Here is a 15,011-nt window from a genome sequence, read left to right on the forward strand (position 1 = left end):
GCAATCGTTCCCGTGTTCGTCGTCATCGTCCTCACCCCTGAGGCGGAGACCGTCCGCTAACGGAGTGTCTCAAACAACCGTGGGGCGGAGGACCCCGCACCCGCGGGGATGAACCGGGCTGCGCGCACATGATGCTGTGTCCGCGTTCGCGTTCCCCGCACCCGCGGGGATGAACCGTCGCAACCGCGCTGATATTTCCGGGGCACGGCGCGTTCCCCGCACCCGCGGGGATGAACCGGCAATCTTGCCGGCCGCCACTAGAGCGGATGGGCGTTCCCCGCACCCGCGGGGATGAACCGCGGATTACCGCTTCTTGGGCATGTTGTGGGTGGCGTTCCCCGCACCCGCGGGGATGAACCGGACGACTTCTACATCACCCCTCCGGAGGCTACGCGTTCCCCGCACCCGCGGGGATGAACCGGCGCAAACGTCTGGTCGCACGGCTGGCCGCAGGCGTTCCCCGCACCCGCGGGGATGAACCGGTGTAGGTTCGATAATCGAACCTAGCGGATACGCGTTCCCCGCACCCGCGGGGATGAACCGCCCCACGCTCCCATGACACGCAGGCCATCGACGCGTTCCCCGCACCCGCGGGGATGAACCGGGCGGCAGGCCGCCGAAACGCATTGCCGACGCGCGTTCCCCGCACCCGCGGGGATGAACCGCCGCCACCAATCCGACCACGACGGGTTGTGGTGCGTTCCCCGCACCCGCGGGGATGAACCGCCGCACGTGGCGCACCGCCGTAGGGGCTGGTGGCGTTCCCCGCACCCGCGGGGATGAACCGCAGCGGATTCATCGCAGATTGCGACTGGCATGGCGTTCCCCGCACCCGCGGGGATGAACCGCTGCGGCCGCTGACTTTGCCACCGAATGCCATGCGTTCCCCGCACCCGCGGGGATGAACCGACTGACATGACGACCCCCAAGGTGCAGGTTCAGCGTTCCCCGCACCCGCGGGGATGAACCGTGTTTTGCCTGAAAACAGGATATGAGTGTTTCGCGTTCCCCGCACCCGCGGGGATGAACCGGAATACGTCCTAACGAAAGCCGGCCTCGCCGCGCGTTCCCCGCACCCGCGGGGATGAACCGCTCGATCGAGCGGCCATCGGCCGCATCTTCATGCGTTCCCCGCACCCGCGGGGATGAACCGGTGACAGGGTTCTGGCGGACCGCCCGGCAGGCGCGTTCCCCGCACCCGCGGGGATGAACCGTCATGGGCAGCCGTTTGCCGCGCGCCTGGTCGGCGTTCCCCGCACCCGCGGGGATGAACCGGCCGCCCCGCCAGCATCGCTTGCACCGCCCATGCGTTCCCCGCACCCGCGGGGATGAACCGACGGCCAGTGTTCCGGTCACCGGATATGCGCCGCGTTCCCCGCACCCGCGGGGATGAACCGGATGCGGTCAACTGCGTCGCCGAGAGCGGCACGCGTTCCCCGCACCCGCGGGGATGAACCGCCAGCGACAACGCGCACCTGACGGATGCATGTGCGTTCCCCGCACCCGCGGGGATGAACCGTGATGCGGCTCATGGGCATCCGCACCCGGTGAGCGTTCCCCGCACCCGCGGGGATGAACCGAACCCCTACACGATCGACAACGTGCAGGTGTCGCGTTCCCCGCACCCGCGGGGATGAACCGCCGCGAACCGGCTAATGGAGTTCCAGAAGCTGCGCGTTCCCCGCACCCGCGGGGATGAACCGTTGTGCAGCACCCACCACGGAGGCGCGTCGAAGCGTTCCCCGCACCCGCGGGGATGAACCGGCTGATGCGCAGACTGCAACGCAGAGCATCGCGCGTTCCCCGCACCCGCGGGGATGAACCGGTGATCGCCGACGTGACGCATCCGCCCGCCACGCGTTCCCCGCACCCGCGGGGATGAACCGCTTTGCAGGGCGCGGGGATGCGGCGGACACGGGCGTTCCCCGCACCCGCGGGGATGAACCGGCCCGTGGCAGTTGGCGAGACGATGCCCCGCGGCGTTCCCCGCACCCGCGGGGATGAACCGGCCGTTCGAGACGTCGCCAATGAGCAGGGTATGCGTTCCCCGCACCCGCGGGGATGAACCGGCGCCGAGGTCTATTGCGGCGCCACCAGCGAGGCGTTCCCCGCACCCGCGGGGATGAACCGGCAGCGGCGTTTGTCCGTGGCACAGACCAGGTGCGTTCCCCGCACCCGCGGGGATGAACCGGCTATAGCCGTGATCCGCAAATACAGCGCCACGCGTTCCCCGCACCCGCGGGGATGAACCGGCGATGGAGGCTTACGCTTACGGTGTCGCGCAGCGTTCCCCGCACCCGCGGGGATGAACCGGTCCTCTACCTTCTCTCGGGGCGGGAGTTCACGCGTTCCCCGCACCCGCGGGGATGAACCGGACGCCACATCTGACTCTGCGTTGTAAATCGGGCGTTCCCCGCACCCGCGGGGATGAACCGGCCCGCAATGACCTGCTGGCGCGCGGCGCCGAGCGTTCCCCGCACCCGCGGGGATGAACCGCTGAACCACGCGCCGCAAAAGCAGATGGCAGCGCGTTCCCCGCACCCGCGGGGATGAACCGGCTCACATGCTCTCGTTGGCGGAGAGTGCCGAGCGTTCCCCGCACCCGCGGGGATGAACCGGCGGCCGCCAGCTATGCGACAGGGCTCGCCGAGCGTTCCCCGCACCCGCGGGGATGAACCGGCGAATGCCGTAACCGCCCGCTTCCGGGCCACGCGTTCCCCGCACCCGCGGGGATGAACCGGCGTCGCACAGCGCTACCAGCGCATCGTGAGGGCGTTCCCCGCACCCGCGGGGATGAACCGTCACGCCACCACCAATCGACCGCAAGTGGGTCGCGTTCCCCGCACCCGCGGGGATGAACCGGCCACACGGTCCCCGCACACAAGCTCAATCTGGCGTTCCCCGCACCCGCGGGGATGAACCGCGTTGATTGCGAAGCAGGCCGAGATCCTGCGTGCGTTCCCCGCACCCGCGGGGATGAACCGTTACCCAATCCAGCATTTCGGTGTCTGTTGGCGCGTTCCCCGCACCCGCGGGGATGAACCGCAGATCATCACGCACGACAGTAGTGCCACATGGCGTTCCCCGCACCCGCGGGGATGAACCGGTCACGGAGGCCGAGCGTACGACGATCCAGACGCGTTCCCCGCACCCGCGGGGATGAACCGCACGCCATGTGCAACGTGTATTCATTCGGCAAGCGTTCCCCGCACCCGCGGGGATGAACCGGCGGTGCTCGGTTCGACGTGCTTGACCGTCGAGCGTTCCCCGCACCCGCGGGGATGAACCGGTCCATCGACGCGATCCTGCGGTCCCCACCTGGCGTTCCCCGCACCCGCGGGGATGAACCGGCTCACATGCTCTCGTTGGCGGAGAGTGCCGAGCGTTCCCCGCACCCGCGGGGATGAACCGGAGGACGTTCCCGCCATCGTGCCGGACGTTCCCGCGTTCCCCGCACCCGCGGGGATGAACCGCATCCGCGATTGACGCTGACGCCATCGTGCGTGCGTTCCCCGCACCCGCGGGGATGAACCGCGTGCCAGCGGCAAGCCCCGCGCCAAGACGCGGCGTTCCCCGCACCCGCGGGGATGAACCGGCCTGGCCTCCGCCGGGAGGCCGGAGATCACTGCGTTCCCCGCACCCGCGGGGATGAACCGTTGGATGAGGACGAAACCGACGATGCAGACAGGCGTTCCCCGCACCCGCGGGGATGAACCGGCACCGGATTTCATCGAGACACCGTCTGCGAAGCGTTCCCCGCACCCGCGGGGATGAACCGCCCATACCGTGCAGCGCACGCAGCGAGCTGCCGCGTTCCCCGCACCCGCGGGGATGAACCGACGCCTTCTCGTTGGTGACGTTGATGTTGAGCGCGTTCCCCGCACCCGCGGGGATGAACCGTCCAGAACGCCGGTAATGGTGGCTGCACCCCAGCGTTCCCCGCACCCGCGGGGATGAACCGTCCTACGTCGACCCGATCGCCGAGATGGCCGGGCGTTCCCCGCACCCGCGGGGATGAACCGCCAACATCATGCAGGCGGCCGACCTGTCGGAAGCGTTCCCCGCACCCGCGGGGATGAACCGCGCAGGGGCATGTGGCGCATGCCTGCCGGCCAGCGTTCCCCGCACCCGCGGGGATGAGCCGGATACTGACGGCAGGTGCACAGGATGCTCCGGGCCGCCTTCTTCAAGGCAATCGGCCCCGACAATGAGCGGTGTTGGCAGGATCGGGCACGCTCCTGTCTCATGTCGATCGCCGATCCGTCATCTTGGGGCATGGCCGACGCCGACAACCTGACCGAGCGATGCGGGGAATCCGAATCAGGCTTCCCGCGATGACCATGTCTCAAAGCCTGTCGTCGCAGGGCTGCCTCAGGGCAGCGCCGGTCCCTTGACCACCCGCGACATCGCCGCCGGCCGCAGCCAGGTCTTGAATGCGTTCCGCACCGCGTCGGGGGTCGCATCGTAATAGTGCTGTGCGCCGACATACGGCGTATCGAGCGGCATCCCCAGCCCGGCGAGGTAGAGATCCTCGTCGGCGATGTCGTCCACGCTCGCCCGCTGCATCGGCACCTGGCGCAACAGCGAGGCCTTCGCCAGCGTCAGCTCGCTGTCGGCGACCGGTGTGGTGGTCATCTCGCCCAGGTCGTGCAGCGCCAGCGCGGTCGCCGGACGGACGTTCTTCGCATCCGCGCCGAACGAGATCGTGTAGCTGGTGCGCGTCCGCCCCCAGTGGAACCGGCTGCTCACCGAATAGACATAGCCGGTCTTCACCCGCAGGTCGCGGAACAGCCGCGAGGAGAACCCGTCCGCCAATACCGTATTGCCCAGCGTGAGCAGGAAATGCTGCGGATCGTGCACGCCGATCCCCAGCGTCTCGGCCAGCGTCACCTCGTCCTGCACAGAGGAGCTGTCGGGCACATGTGCCGCTGTGGACGTGCTGAGCGGTACCGACGGCAGGTCGATCGCAGGTGTCGGCCCCTGCGCGGTCCAGCCGCCGAACGCGCGCTCGACCGCCGCCTTCGCATGGTCGGGCGTGATGTCGCCGACGATCACCAGCGTGGTCAGGTCGGGCCGATATGCTGCGCGATAGAAGGCGCGCACGTCGTCGAGGCTCAGTCTCATCACGCTGGCCGGCGTCGCCTGCCGCAGCGCCGGATCCCCTTTCGGCAGGATCGCGCTCTTGACCGCACGGCCGAACAGGTAATCCGGGCTGGTCAGTTCGCCCGCCAGCCCCTGGGCGAGCTGCTGGCGGGTGACGGTGAACGCCCGCTCCGGAAAGGCCGGGTGCAGCTCGTTGTCGGCCAGCAGCGCCAGCCCGTCATCGAATTGCGGCGTCAGCGTCTTGAGTTCCATCACCGGGCCCGCGCTCTCCTTGGCGGCGAGATCGTCGATCGCCTTCTGCAACCCGATCCGGTCATGCGTCGGCGTGCCATAGTCGAACAGCGCGGCGGTGAGGTCGTCCACCCCCTCCTGGCCCGGCGGCGTCTGCACGGCCCCCTCCTGTCGCACCTGCCCGACCAGCGTCACCGTATGGGTGATCGCACTGGGCTGCACGATCAGCCGCAACCCGTTGGCGAGCGTGGTGTCGAACGGCGCGACGGGCGCCGTCGGCGGGATCAGCTTGCGGATCGCCGCCTCCGCCCAGCCGGGCAGGGTGACCGGATGGGTGGGCGGGCTGGCGAAGCTTTCCGCGCCGCCGAAGCCTTTCGACGACACCGGCGCGCCGGAATCGCGGGGGGTGAGGATCGCCGTCACCTCATGGTCGGGCAGCAGATACCGCTTCGCCAGTGCACTCACCGCCTCGGGGGTCACCGCCGCATAGGCGCGGGCGAGGTCGTCGGGCGAGCCGAGCCCCTTGAAGGCCAGCGTCTCCGACCAGAGATTGGCCAGCCCCGAGATCGAGTTCGCGCCGAAGGCGAGCTGGGCCAGCTCCTGCTTCTTCATCGCCTCGACCAGCTCGGCCGACACCCCGTTCCTCGCCACATCGGCGACGATGCCGCGCATCGCCCCGATCAGCGCCTGCGGACCGGCGCCGCGCGGATAGGCGGCATAGGCGATCGCCATCCCCGCCTGCGGCAGCGGCCGGTAGACATACGACGCCTCCAGCGCGCGCCCTTCCGGCACCAGCCCGTAAAGGGCCGCGCGGCGCGAGGCGATCACGTCGCCGAGGATGTCGGCGGTGGCGAAATCCGCACTGCGCGACCCCGGCATCGCCCAGGCCAGTGCTGCGACGCCGACCGGCAGGTCGGTCGGCAGGTCGATCGTGCGGCTGTCGAACGGCTTCACCGTCACGGTCGCGGAAGCCGGCACCGCGCGGCGCGGGATCGCATCGAACAGCCGTCTGACCTGGGCGAGGGCCGCCTTGGGGTCGGCATCGCCGGCGATCACCAGCACCGCATTGTTGGGCGCATACCAGGTCTCGTAGAATGTCCGCAGCAGCGCCGCCGTGGTCCGGTCGAAGGACGGCCTCGTGCCCAGCGCATCGTGCTCGTAGGGCGTGCCGGCGAACACGATCGACTGCACCTGCGAGAAATACTTGTAGAGCGGGTCCGACAGGTCGCGCGACACCTCCTGCTCGATCGCGCCGCGCTCCTTGTCCCAGTCGGCCTCCGACAGCGTCAGCCCGCCCATCCGCAGCGCCTCGATCTGCAGCACGGTGGCCAGGTCCTCGGCCGGCGCGGTGTAGAAATACTGGGTCACGTCCTCGGTGGTGTCGGCGTTGTAGTCGCCGCCCAGACGGGCCGCGAGATCGGCGAGCTGCTCGCGGTCGAGCCCCTTGCTGCCGCGGAACATCATGTGCTCCAGCGCATGCGCGGTGCCGGGAAAGCCCTGCGGCGCATTCACCGAGCCGGTCAGGTAGTTGATCTCGGTGGTCACCACCGGGGCCAGCCGGTCGGGCACGATCACCACCCGCAGCCCGTTGTCGAGCGTGGCGCGCAGCACCGCATCCGGGCTGGTCGGCGCCGGGGCGCCGGTCTGCCGGGCGGCGATGGGAGACGACCCGGGCGGCGAGGGCTCGGCCCGGGCGAGAGAGACGCCGGCCAGGCAGGAGCCCAGCAGCAGGGCGCAGCTTGCGGCACGACGCGACAGAACCGTGGGCGACAGGATCATTGGCAATCGGTTCCGGACGGGATCGGGCTGTCCGGTTCTGATGGTCTGCGCGCGAGGCCGCCGGTCAGCGGAGGGGACAGGTCACGCGCCTTGCAGGCTCAGGGGCACTCGCAGCCGGGGGTCGGGCCGGTCTCGCCACGGACCACGTGATGGTCGATCCACTCCGAGACCAGCCGGCGCGCCTCGTTGAGCGAGGATTCCGGGTGGTGGATACGGTACAGCGTGGTGCAGGCGGTGAACGCATTCAGATCGGGGGTGCCGACCTGGCGCAGCTCGCGGTACGCGGTGACCACCGCCCGCTCGCAACGCCGTGCGATCATGCTCGTCTCGACGACCAACGACCCGGTTCCTTTACCTAACCATCCACTCATAAGGAGCCGCCGGAGGCAACGTCAAGCAGACGCTGCGTGCAATCTCCGCCACTCCGGAGATAGGCGAGGCCGATCAGAGGGTTACGAGATCGGGGTGCCACCTGTCACGACACCGCCCGAGTCTCCCGCTTCCGCCTCAGGCGAGATGGAACTGCAGCACCCCGCCATGCGGCGGATCGGCGAGCAGCGCGCGCTCCGCGGTCCAGCGGGCGCGCGCGCCCTCCTCCGCCGGCCACCAGCCGTCGCGCGGCGACAGCGCGGCGATCGGCAGTTCCGCCGCCCCGCCCTGGGTGAGGGTGACGATGCGCTCGATCGCGACGCCCAGCCGACGGCGGTCGTTGCTCCACGGTTCGGCGTCGGCCGGGCGGTGTGCGGGCACGCGCAGCAGCGCCGGCCCGCTCGCCAGCGGCAGGTCGAAACAGAGAAGCTTCGCGCTCAGCCGGCGCGGCGCGATCTCGATCCCGTCATAGATGAGCTGCGGCAGCCCGCCCGGCGTGTCGGGTACGACGAAGGGTGCGTGGCCGAGGCGCACCGAGCGCGCGTGCAGCGCCTGCCAGATCGGCTGCAGGATGGCCGCGTCCTGCTGGCAGGGCGGCGCCGGACGCGAGCCGGCCGGCTCGCCCCAGCAGCTCGCGAAGCCGCCATGCCCGTGCCCCTCGCCGGGATGGTAGCTCTCGCAGGGCAGCGAGGCGGTCCACATCATGTCGGCGGCGTCGGCGAGCTCGACATGCCAGTACGCGACGGTGGTCGTCTCGAGCGCGGCGGGCCGGATGCTGCCGCCGTTGAGCAGGTGGCGCAGGCGCACCATCTGGCCGCCGACGCACACCGCATGGTCGCCCGACAGGCGCACGGCCCGGCTCGGCACGCCGTCGGCGATCGCATCCGCGGCGATCTCGATCGGTGCGACCAGGGCGGGGTCGGCCTGGGTGGCGAGGTCGTAGGCGCTCATGCCGCACCAGATGATCGCGCGCGGCGCACGCTCGGGACCCGCCAGCACCCGGTCGCCCGGGCGCAGCGTCTCGACGGCGCGCGGTCCGTCCGGCGTGTCGATCACCGTGCCGGCGAGGAAGCAGGACGGCCCCTGATCGAGGATCTGATACGTGTCGAAGCCCGAATAGACGGTGTCGGCGGTGGTGGTGACATAGAAGCTGTCGGCGCTGTGATCCTCGGCCAGCGCGACGAGGATCTCGCCGCGGTCGGTGACGATGTGCAGCCCCGATGCGTCCGCATAGGCGGAACTGACCGTGCTGCCATCGGCGATCTCGATGCTGTCCGATGCCTGCAGGCCGGAGACCTCCGGCGTCGGCGCGCCCGTTGCCGGCCCACCCAGCGCGAGCGTGGCATTCGCACCGTTCATCACGATGCGGGACGCGGTCGGCAGCGGCGCCTGCAGCACCAGCGAGGCATGATCGTCGATCTGCCAGGTCCCCGAACCTGCCAGCGGCTCGATGCCGTCGGTCAGCACCCGCAACGCGCCGCCCCTGGCTTCCACCAGCCCGTCATTGACCACCCCGGCTTCGAGATCGCCGTAACCGTTGATGACGCCGTCGGTGCCGACCGCGATGCTGTTGCCGACGCCATCGGCCGTGCCCACCGTCATCTGCGGCGTGCCGGACGCGATCCCGCCGCCCAGATGCACCCGGCCGCCCTCCATCGTCAGGCGGGCGGCACTGACCGAGCCGTCGCCGCAATCGTAGAGCGTGCTGTTCGCCCCCAGATCGAGCGCGCCGACACTGACCGACGCCCCGTCCGCCGCATAGAAATCGACATAGATGTCGCTGGCTCCGGACCCTCCGGCCGACAGCGTCGGCGCAGACAGCGCCCCCTGCACGGTGAGCGTGCTGAGCCCATCGGTCTTGAGGAACACGCCATGACTCGCCGCGAAGGTGCCACCGGACGTGATCGCCAGCCCGCCACCGTCGCCGCCCTCGAGCCACAGGCTGGAGACCGTCTCCGCATCGCCGACCACCGCGGTGCCCTGCGCGACCACGGCGAGATCCCCCGCACCGGGGCCGCGCTCCTGCGTGTCGCCGGAGGTGTCGGTCCAGTTGGTGTTGTCCGCCCAGTCGCCCGCGCCGCCCGCCACCGGTGCGCCGGGCTCGTTGGCAGGGCTGTTCCAAACGAAGCCGCCGAGGCTCACCGTCGAGATAGCGTTGGCCGCGTCGTAGGCGACGGACAGCACCGCATTCGGATCGGCATACGACATGCTGATCAGATGCGTGCCATCGGTCGCCCCCAGCACCAGCGAGCCATCGATCTCGAAGGCCTCGATCACCTGGGTGCCGAACAGTCGCAGCGAGGTGCCGACGGAAAGATTGTCGAGCGTGAAGGGGCTGTTGTCGGGATCGCCGTCGAGTTCGAGCCGCGCGCCCGGCCCGTCGAGGTCGACGGACTGGTTGGAGATCTGCGAGGCGACGAACGTCGAGCCGGCGGTCACCTCGACGGCGCCGGAATGAAACCCGCCCGACACCGTGTAGGAGGCCGAGACCTGCAGCGCGCCGCCGGTGACGACGATGGTGCCGTCATTGTGCAGGTTGGCGTCGATCCGTCCCGCTCCGCTCAGCGTCGCGCCCTCGTCGACCGTGACCGCCTGCGAGAACAAATAGCGGTTGCTGCTGCCGAACACCCCGACGCCGCTATAGGCCGCGCCATCGACCGAGATCTCGCTGCCCGCATACATGGTCAGCCCGATGGTGTAGATCTGGCCGCTGTTGATCGCCCGCAGCCTCGCGGTGCCTCCCGCGCTGTCGCTGGTGCCGCCGAGATACAGCGTGCCGTCCACCTCCAGCGTGCTGCTGTGCAGATAACCGTCGGCCAGCACCGCGCCGCCATCGGCGGTGATGGTGCCGCTGGCACCCGCCTGGGCCGCGACAGACATGTCGCCGCTGACATAGGCGTTGCCGTAGGCATCGCCATCGTGGCCGAGATACAGCTCGCCCGCCCCGCCGTCGCCGATGGTCATCGTGTCCGCATACAACGATCCGCCGATGATGGTGATCCGCGCCACCGCCTCGGCATAGGCGATGTCGGCGAGGTCGATGGCGGAGGCGAACGCGCTCTCGCCGTCGCCGATCTGCGCGGTGCCGGACTCGATCTTGACGGAATCCGTCGACGGATCATTCACCGGCGACGGGGCCGCGCGCCCCTGCCAGTTGCCCGGGTCGTACCATGAACCGGTGTTGCCGGGGATCCAGTCGTAATCGGCCATCGTGATCTCCTCGCCGGGGGTCAAGCACCCACCTGACGGGGAAATCGGATTTCCGGCGCCGATCCTGCCACGGCACGAAAAAAATGAGTTCACATCCGACACGAACGGGCGTCGCAACCTGTGATTGGACTCGCTGTCTCAAAAAACGTGCTGTATGGTCGTTTGTGCGATGGATGGCCTGCGCGACACGAGCCCCTCGGGCTCGCCCCGGGAGTGCCTGACCGCCGGAAGCGAGCATGCGCTTCTGGCCCTCTACTATGACGAGCTGCGCCGCCTCGCCCGCCACACGCTGCGCGGCCAGGCCGGACGCATCACGCTGCAGCCCACTGATCTCGCCCACGAGGCGGCGCTGCGCCTGATCGGCAGCCAGGCCGCGCACGGCATCCGCGATGAAGGCCACCTGCTGTCGCTCGCCGCACGGGTGATCCGCACCACCTTCATCGACGAGATCCGTCGTCGCCGTGCGCTCAAGCGCGAGGTGCATGTCGTCACGCTGTGGGAGGATTGCGCCGCCGCCCCCTGTGCGGCCACCGCGATCGACATGCTGCGCTTCGACGACCTGCTCGGCGAGCTGGCCAGTTTCGAGCCGGAGGGCGCGCAGGTGGTCGAGCTGCGCTTCTATGTCGGGCTGACCATGGCCGAGATCGCCGACACGCTCGGCATCTCCGAACGCACCGCGCATCGCCGCTGGCACTCCGCCCGCGCCTGGCTGCTGCACGCGCTGCGCGATTCATGATCCTCGACGCGGCGTTCCACCGTCGCGTGCTGCGCCTGTACGAGGACATGCTCGACCAGCCGACGCCGGACCGCGCCGCCTGGCTCGAGCAATGCTGCGCCGACACGCCGGGCCTGCGCGAAGCCGTGCAGGCGCTGGTCGACGCGCAGGCGAGGGCCGGCCTGCTGACGACCGCCCCTGCCGACCTACCGCGCCCCGCCGCCGACGCCGCCGACGCCGACACACCCGATCCCGTCCCGCAACGCATCGGCCCCTGGCGCCTGCGAGACAGGCTCGGCGCCGGCGGCATGGGGGTCGTCTATCTCGCCGAGCGCGCCGACGGGCTGTTCGACCAGCGCGTGGCGATCAAGCTGATGCGCCGCACCGCGCTGTCGGCCCGCGCGCAGGAGCGCTTCGACACCGAGCGGCGCATCCTCGCCCGGCTGCAGCACCCGCATGTTGCCCGCATCCTCGATGGCGGCGCCACCGACGACGCCCGCCCCTATCTGGTCATGGAACTCGTCGACGGGCTGCCGATCCTCGATCACTGCGCCCGCCACCGGCTCGGCCTCGCCGACCGCCTCGCCCTGTTCGCCCAGATGGCGGAGGCGGTCGGCCACGCCCACCGCCATCTCGTCGTGCATGCCGACCTCACCCCGGCCAATGTGGCCGTGGCCGAGGGCTTCGGCGTCAAGCTGCTCGATTTCGGCATTGCCGGCCTGCTCGGCGCCCCCCCTGCCGAAGGCTCGACCGGCTACACGCCCGGCTATGCCAGCCCCGCCCGCCGCGCCGGCCTCGCCCCGGTGCCGGCCGACGACATCTTCGCCGCCGGCCGCCTGCTCGACGCGCTCACCGCAGGCGTGGCCGGGCGCGACGCCACCCTGGACGCGATCGTCGGGCGCGCCACCGCCGCCGATCCCGACCTGCGCTATGAGAGCCTGCGCGCCCTCACCGACGATCTCGATCGCTGGCGCGCCCGCCGTCCCACCGTCGCCGCCCGGCCCGACCGGCTCGCGCGCCTCGCGCTGTTCGTCCGCCGACACCGCCTGGGCGTGTCGCTGGGCGCGCTCGCCTGCGCCTGTGCGCTCGTCACCTGTGCCACGATCTTCGCCCTTCTCGTCACCAGCCGCCACCGTCTGGCCCTCGCCGAGGCCCGCGGCATCGCCACGAGGCACTTCGCCGACTACATCATCAACGAGGTCGATCCGGCACTGGCCCGCACCTCCGGCACCCTCGCGCTGCGCCGCGACCTCGTCGAACACACCAGCTCCTACCTGCATGGTCTCGAATCGTCGGGCGATTCCGCTCTGCTGCTCGACATCGCCGCCGGCACCCTGCGCACCGCCCGCATCTACGGGCTCGACCCCAGCGGCGGTATCGGCGACCTCCCCGCCGCCCATGCCGCCCTCACGCACGCCGAATCATTGATGTCACGGGCCGAAGCGGCCGGTGTCGATCCCGACCGGCTGCTGCTGCTGCGCGGCGAGGCCGGTCTGCTGCGCGGCAGCGAGGTCTATCTCGCCCCCAGCCGCGCCGCCGCCGAGGCCGCGATCGTCACCCTGCGCGAGGCCGCCACCGCCTTTCGCGCCTATCTCGCCCACCATCCCGACGATCCGCAGGCGCGTCTGGGCCTGTGGAGCGCGGAGGCGCTGCCGGAGCGCGCCGATCTGTATCTGGACCGTCCGCTCGACGGGGTGGCCGCGGTGCAGGCCCATCTCGCCGACGGCGCGATGACGGTGCGCACCCCCGCCCAGCGCGCCGAGCGCGATTTCAATCTCGACGGCTCGCTGCTGCTGCTCGGTGAGGCCTATGCCGAAAGCGATCCGCAGCGCGCGATCGGCTACCTGTCGGAGCTGATCGCCGATGTCGATGCCGCCCGTGCCCGTGGCCGGTCCGACTGGGAGAGCGACCTGACGGGCAATTCCGCCCTCGCCGACCGCGCCGAGCTCGAGAGCGAACTCGGTCACGGCGACGCCTCGGTCGCCGACTTCACCCGCGCGGTCGAGGGTCTGTCACGCCTCTATCTCATTGAGGGCAATCACGAGATGGGCGCCTATCTCGCCCATATCCGCGCCCATCTCGCCGACCAGCTCAGCCGTCTGGGACGGCACGACGAGGCGCGCGCCGCCTCCGACGGCGCGATCGCCTGGCTCCAGCAGGACACCGACGACGCACCGGGCGACGCCTCGCGGTCGAGGATACTCGCGCTCGCGCTGTCCGCCCGCGCCGTGCTCGAGCAGCGCGCGGGCCGACGCGATGCGGCCTGCGCTGCCGCCACCCGGGCCGTCACGCGCTGGCAGGCCCTGCAGGCCGCTCACGGCGCGATGCCGATCGACCTCGCACCCGCCACCGCGCCGGTGCCACGCACGCAGGCGATCGTGTCGCAGAGCTGCGCGCCAGCCTGACGCCCCCGTGACGGCGCCGGCGCGCGCGATCAGATCCGCGCGACGATGCTGTCGATGTCGCCGCGCCCGAGGCCGAGTTCGGCGAGTTCACGGTCGTTGTACTGGTCGAGCTCGCGACGGACGCGGGCGCGCTCACGCGCGACCGCGCGCTGCCTGCGCAGGCTGGCCATCGTGTGTTCGACGAACTGCGCCAGGGGATTGGAACGCGTTTCGCTCAGGCTGGCCGACATGGGATCAACTCCGAAAGACATCGTCGATGGAGACAATCTACGCCAGACTGCGAAGCAGCGCTACCGATATTGTGCGACGCAACATTTCAAATCCGCAACCCGTCGAAGCGTGCCACCGGGATGCCGATCCTCGTGCCGCAGCGGGTACGGTATCAGACAGCCTGTCCGTCCGTCCGGTCGGGGACCGGACCGGCAAAACTGCTCAGCACCAGCCAGCGCTCGATCGAGCCTTTCAGCGCCGCGTCGCCGCAGACATAGATGTCGCCCCTGTCGAGAGCCGGCCGGAGCGGCGCCCAGCCCATCCAGACGCCGGTCAGCGTCTTGAGCGAGCTTTCGACGAACAGGTCGACGGCGAAGCCGGGATCGCTGACGCACAGATCCGTCTCACAGCCCGGCCGCGCGATCAGCCAGTAGTCGCGGTCTGCCGCCGGCTGCTCGGGAAAGGTGAACTGCACCACGCAGCGCCGGCCCGGAAACTGGCCCGGATCGATCTTGCGCCGCACGTTCCACATCAGCAGCCGGCTGTCGAGATCCCGCAGGCTGACCTCGCAATCGATGTTCCCGTGCGCCCAGCGGCCCAGATCGCGAACGATCGGTTCCAGCTTCCGCGCCATCGCCGTCGAATGATAGCCGGTGGCGTCGTGGCGGATCAGGCCGTGAGCCTCCATCTCCTTGAGGCGGCGCGACAGCAGGGTCGGCGACATGCCCGGCACACCGCGGTGGATATCGTTGAAGCGCGTCGAGCCCGACCACATCTCGCACAGGACCAGCAGGGTCCAGCGCGGCTGCAGCAGCTCGCATGCCTTCGCCACCGGACAGAACTGGTTGTACCCCGCATCGGCCATGCCCGAGCCTTCCACCGCGCGCGGAAGCCTAGCATGGATGATCCGGCGATGACCGCTACACTTCCTGCAGTGTCTGCTGCATGCCGGCCGCCTTATCCTTGGCTCGCCACGACAGCCAAAGGAG

General features: G+C 70.2%; 7 protein-coding genes and 1 CRISPR repeat array. Of the genes, 2 read left to right on the forward strand and 5 right to left on the reverse strand.

Annotated features, from left to right (window positions below):
• Window positions 1-87: 87 nt before the first annotated feature.
• Window positions 88-4,144: direct repeats of the CRISPR family, unit length 29 nt; unit sequence GCGTTCCCCGCACCCGCGGGGATGAACCG.
• 227 nt (window positions 4,145-4,371) lie between these two features.
• The 3 genes from FHR90_RS14930 to FHR90_RS14940 all read right to left on the reverse strand — a co-directional run bounded on the left by FHR90_RS14930 (window position 4,372) and on the right by FHR90_RS14940 (window position 10,692).
• A complete protein-coding gene (locus tag FHR90_RS14930) occupies window positions 4,372-7,113 on the reverse strand; it encodes a M16 family metallopeptidase (RefSeq protein ID WP_183275488.1) in 2,742 nt (913 codons plus the stop codon).
• A gap of 98 nt (window positions 7,114-7,211) precedes the next feature.
• Entirely contained in the window at window positions 7,212-7,433 is a 222-nt protein-coding gene (locus tag FHR90_RS14935) for a hypothetical protein (RefSeq protein ID WP_246330306.1), read from the reverse strand.
• Window positions 7,434-7,620: 187 nt separating this feature from the next.
• The gene (locus FHR90_RS14940; protein WP_183275489.1) at window positions 7,621-10,692 is read right to left on the reverse strand and encodes a Hint domain-containing protein; all 3,072 of its coding nucleotides are present in this window, start codon (window positions 10,690-10,692) and stop codon (window positions 7,621-7,623) included.
• A gap of 169 nt (window positions 10,693-10,861) precedes the next feature.
• Here FHR90_RS14940 and FHR90_RS14945 point away from each other — a divergent pair, with 169 nt between their 5' ends.
• A complete protein-coding gene (locus FHR90_RS14945) occupies window positions 10,862-11,428 on the forward strand; it encodes an ECF-type sigma factor (RefSeq protein ID WP_176625492.1) in 567 nt (188 codons plus the stop codon).
• Entirely contained in the window at window positions 11,425-13,812 is a 2,388-nt protein-coding gene (locus FHR90_RS14950; protein WP_183275490.1) for a protein kinase domain-containing protein, read from the forward strand. The genes FHR90_RS14945 and FHR90_RS14950 overlap by 4 nt, the downstream gene beginning before the upstream one ends.
• Before the next feature lie 29 nt (window positions 13,813-13,841).
• Here FHR90_RS14950 and FHR90_RS14955 read toward each other — a convergent pair whose 3' ends face one another.
• Both FHR90_RS14955 and FHR90_RS14960 read right to left on the reverse strand, forming a co-directional pair.
• Entirely contained in the window at window positions 13,842-14,042 is a 201-nt protein-coding gene (locus FHR90_RS14955; RefSeq protein WP_176625708.1) for a DUF1127 domain-containing protein, read from the reverse strand.
• Between the two features lie 152 nt (window positions 14,043-14,194).
• Window positions 14,195-14,887, reverse strand: coding sequence for a winged helix-turn-helix transcriptional regulator (locus tag FHR90_RS14960; RefSeq protein ID WP_176625706.1), 693 nt, complete (start codon window positions 14,885-14,887; stop codon window positions 14,195-14,197).
• Window positions 14,888-15,011 lie beyond the last annotated feature (124 nt).

Origin of the sequence: Endobacter medicaginis, assembly GCF_014192375.1 — a bacterium.
In the GTDB taxonomy this organism is placed as follows: domain Bacteria; phylum Pseudomonadota; class Alphaproteobacteria; order Acetobacterales; family Acetobacteraceae; genus Endobacter; species Endobacter medicaginis.

What these genes read in the sequence shown, in the direction of transcription:
- FHR90_RS14935 (WP_246330306.1), bottom strand. Translation starts at nt 7,433, where the DNA reads ATGATCGCACGGCGTTGCGAGCGGGCGGTGGTCACCGCGTACCGCGAG.
- FHR90_RS14960 (WP_176625706.1), bottom strand. Translation starts at nt 14,887, where the DNA reads ATGGCCGATGCGGGGTACAACCAGTTCTGTCCGGTGGCGAAGGCATGC.
- FHR90_RS14945 (WP_176625492.1), top strand. Translation starts at nt 10,862, where the DNA reads ATGGATGGCCTGCGCGACACGAGCCCCTCGGGCTCGCCCCGGGAGTGC.
- FHR90_RS14940 (WP_183275489.1), bottom strand. Translation starts at nt 10,692, where the DNA reads ATGGCCGATTACGACTGGATCCCCGGCAACACCGGTTCATGGTACGAC.
- FHR90_RS14930 (WP_183275488.1), bottom strand. Translation starts at nt 7,113, where the DNA reads ATGATCCTGTCGCCCACGGTTCTGTCGCGTCGTGCCGCAAGCTGCGCC.
- FHR90_RS14950 (WP_183275490.1), top strand. Translation starts at nt 11,425, where the DNA reads ATGATCCTCGACGCGGCGTTCCACCGTCGCGTGCTGCGCCTGTACGAG.
- FHR90_RS14955 (WP_176625708.1), bottom strand. Translation starts at nt 14,042, where the DNA reads ATGTCGGCCAGCCTGAGCGAAACGCGTTCCAATCCCCTGGCGCAGTTC.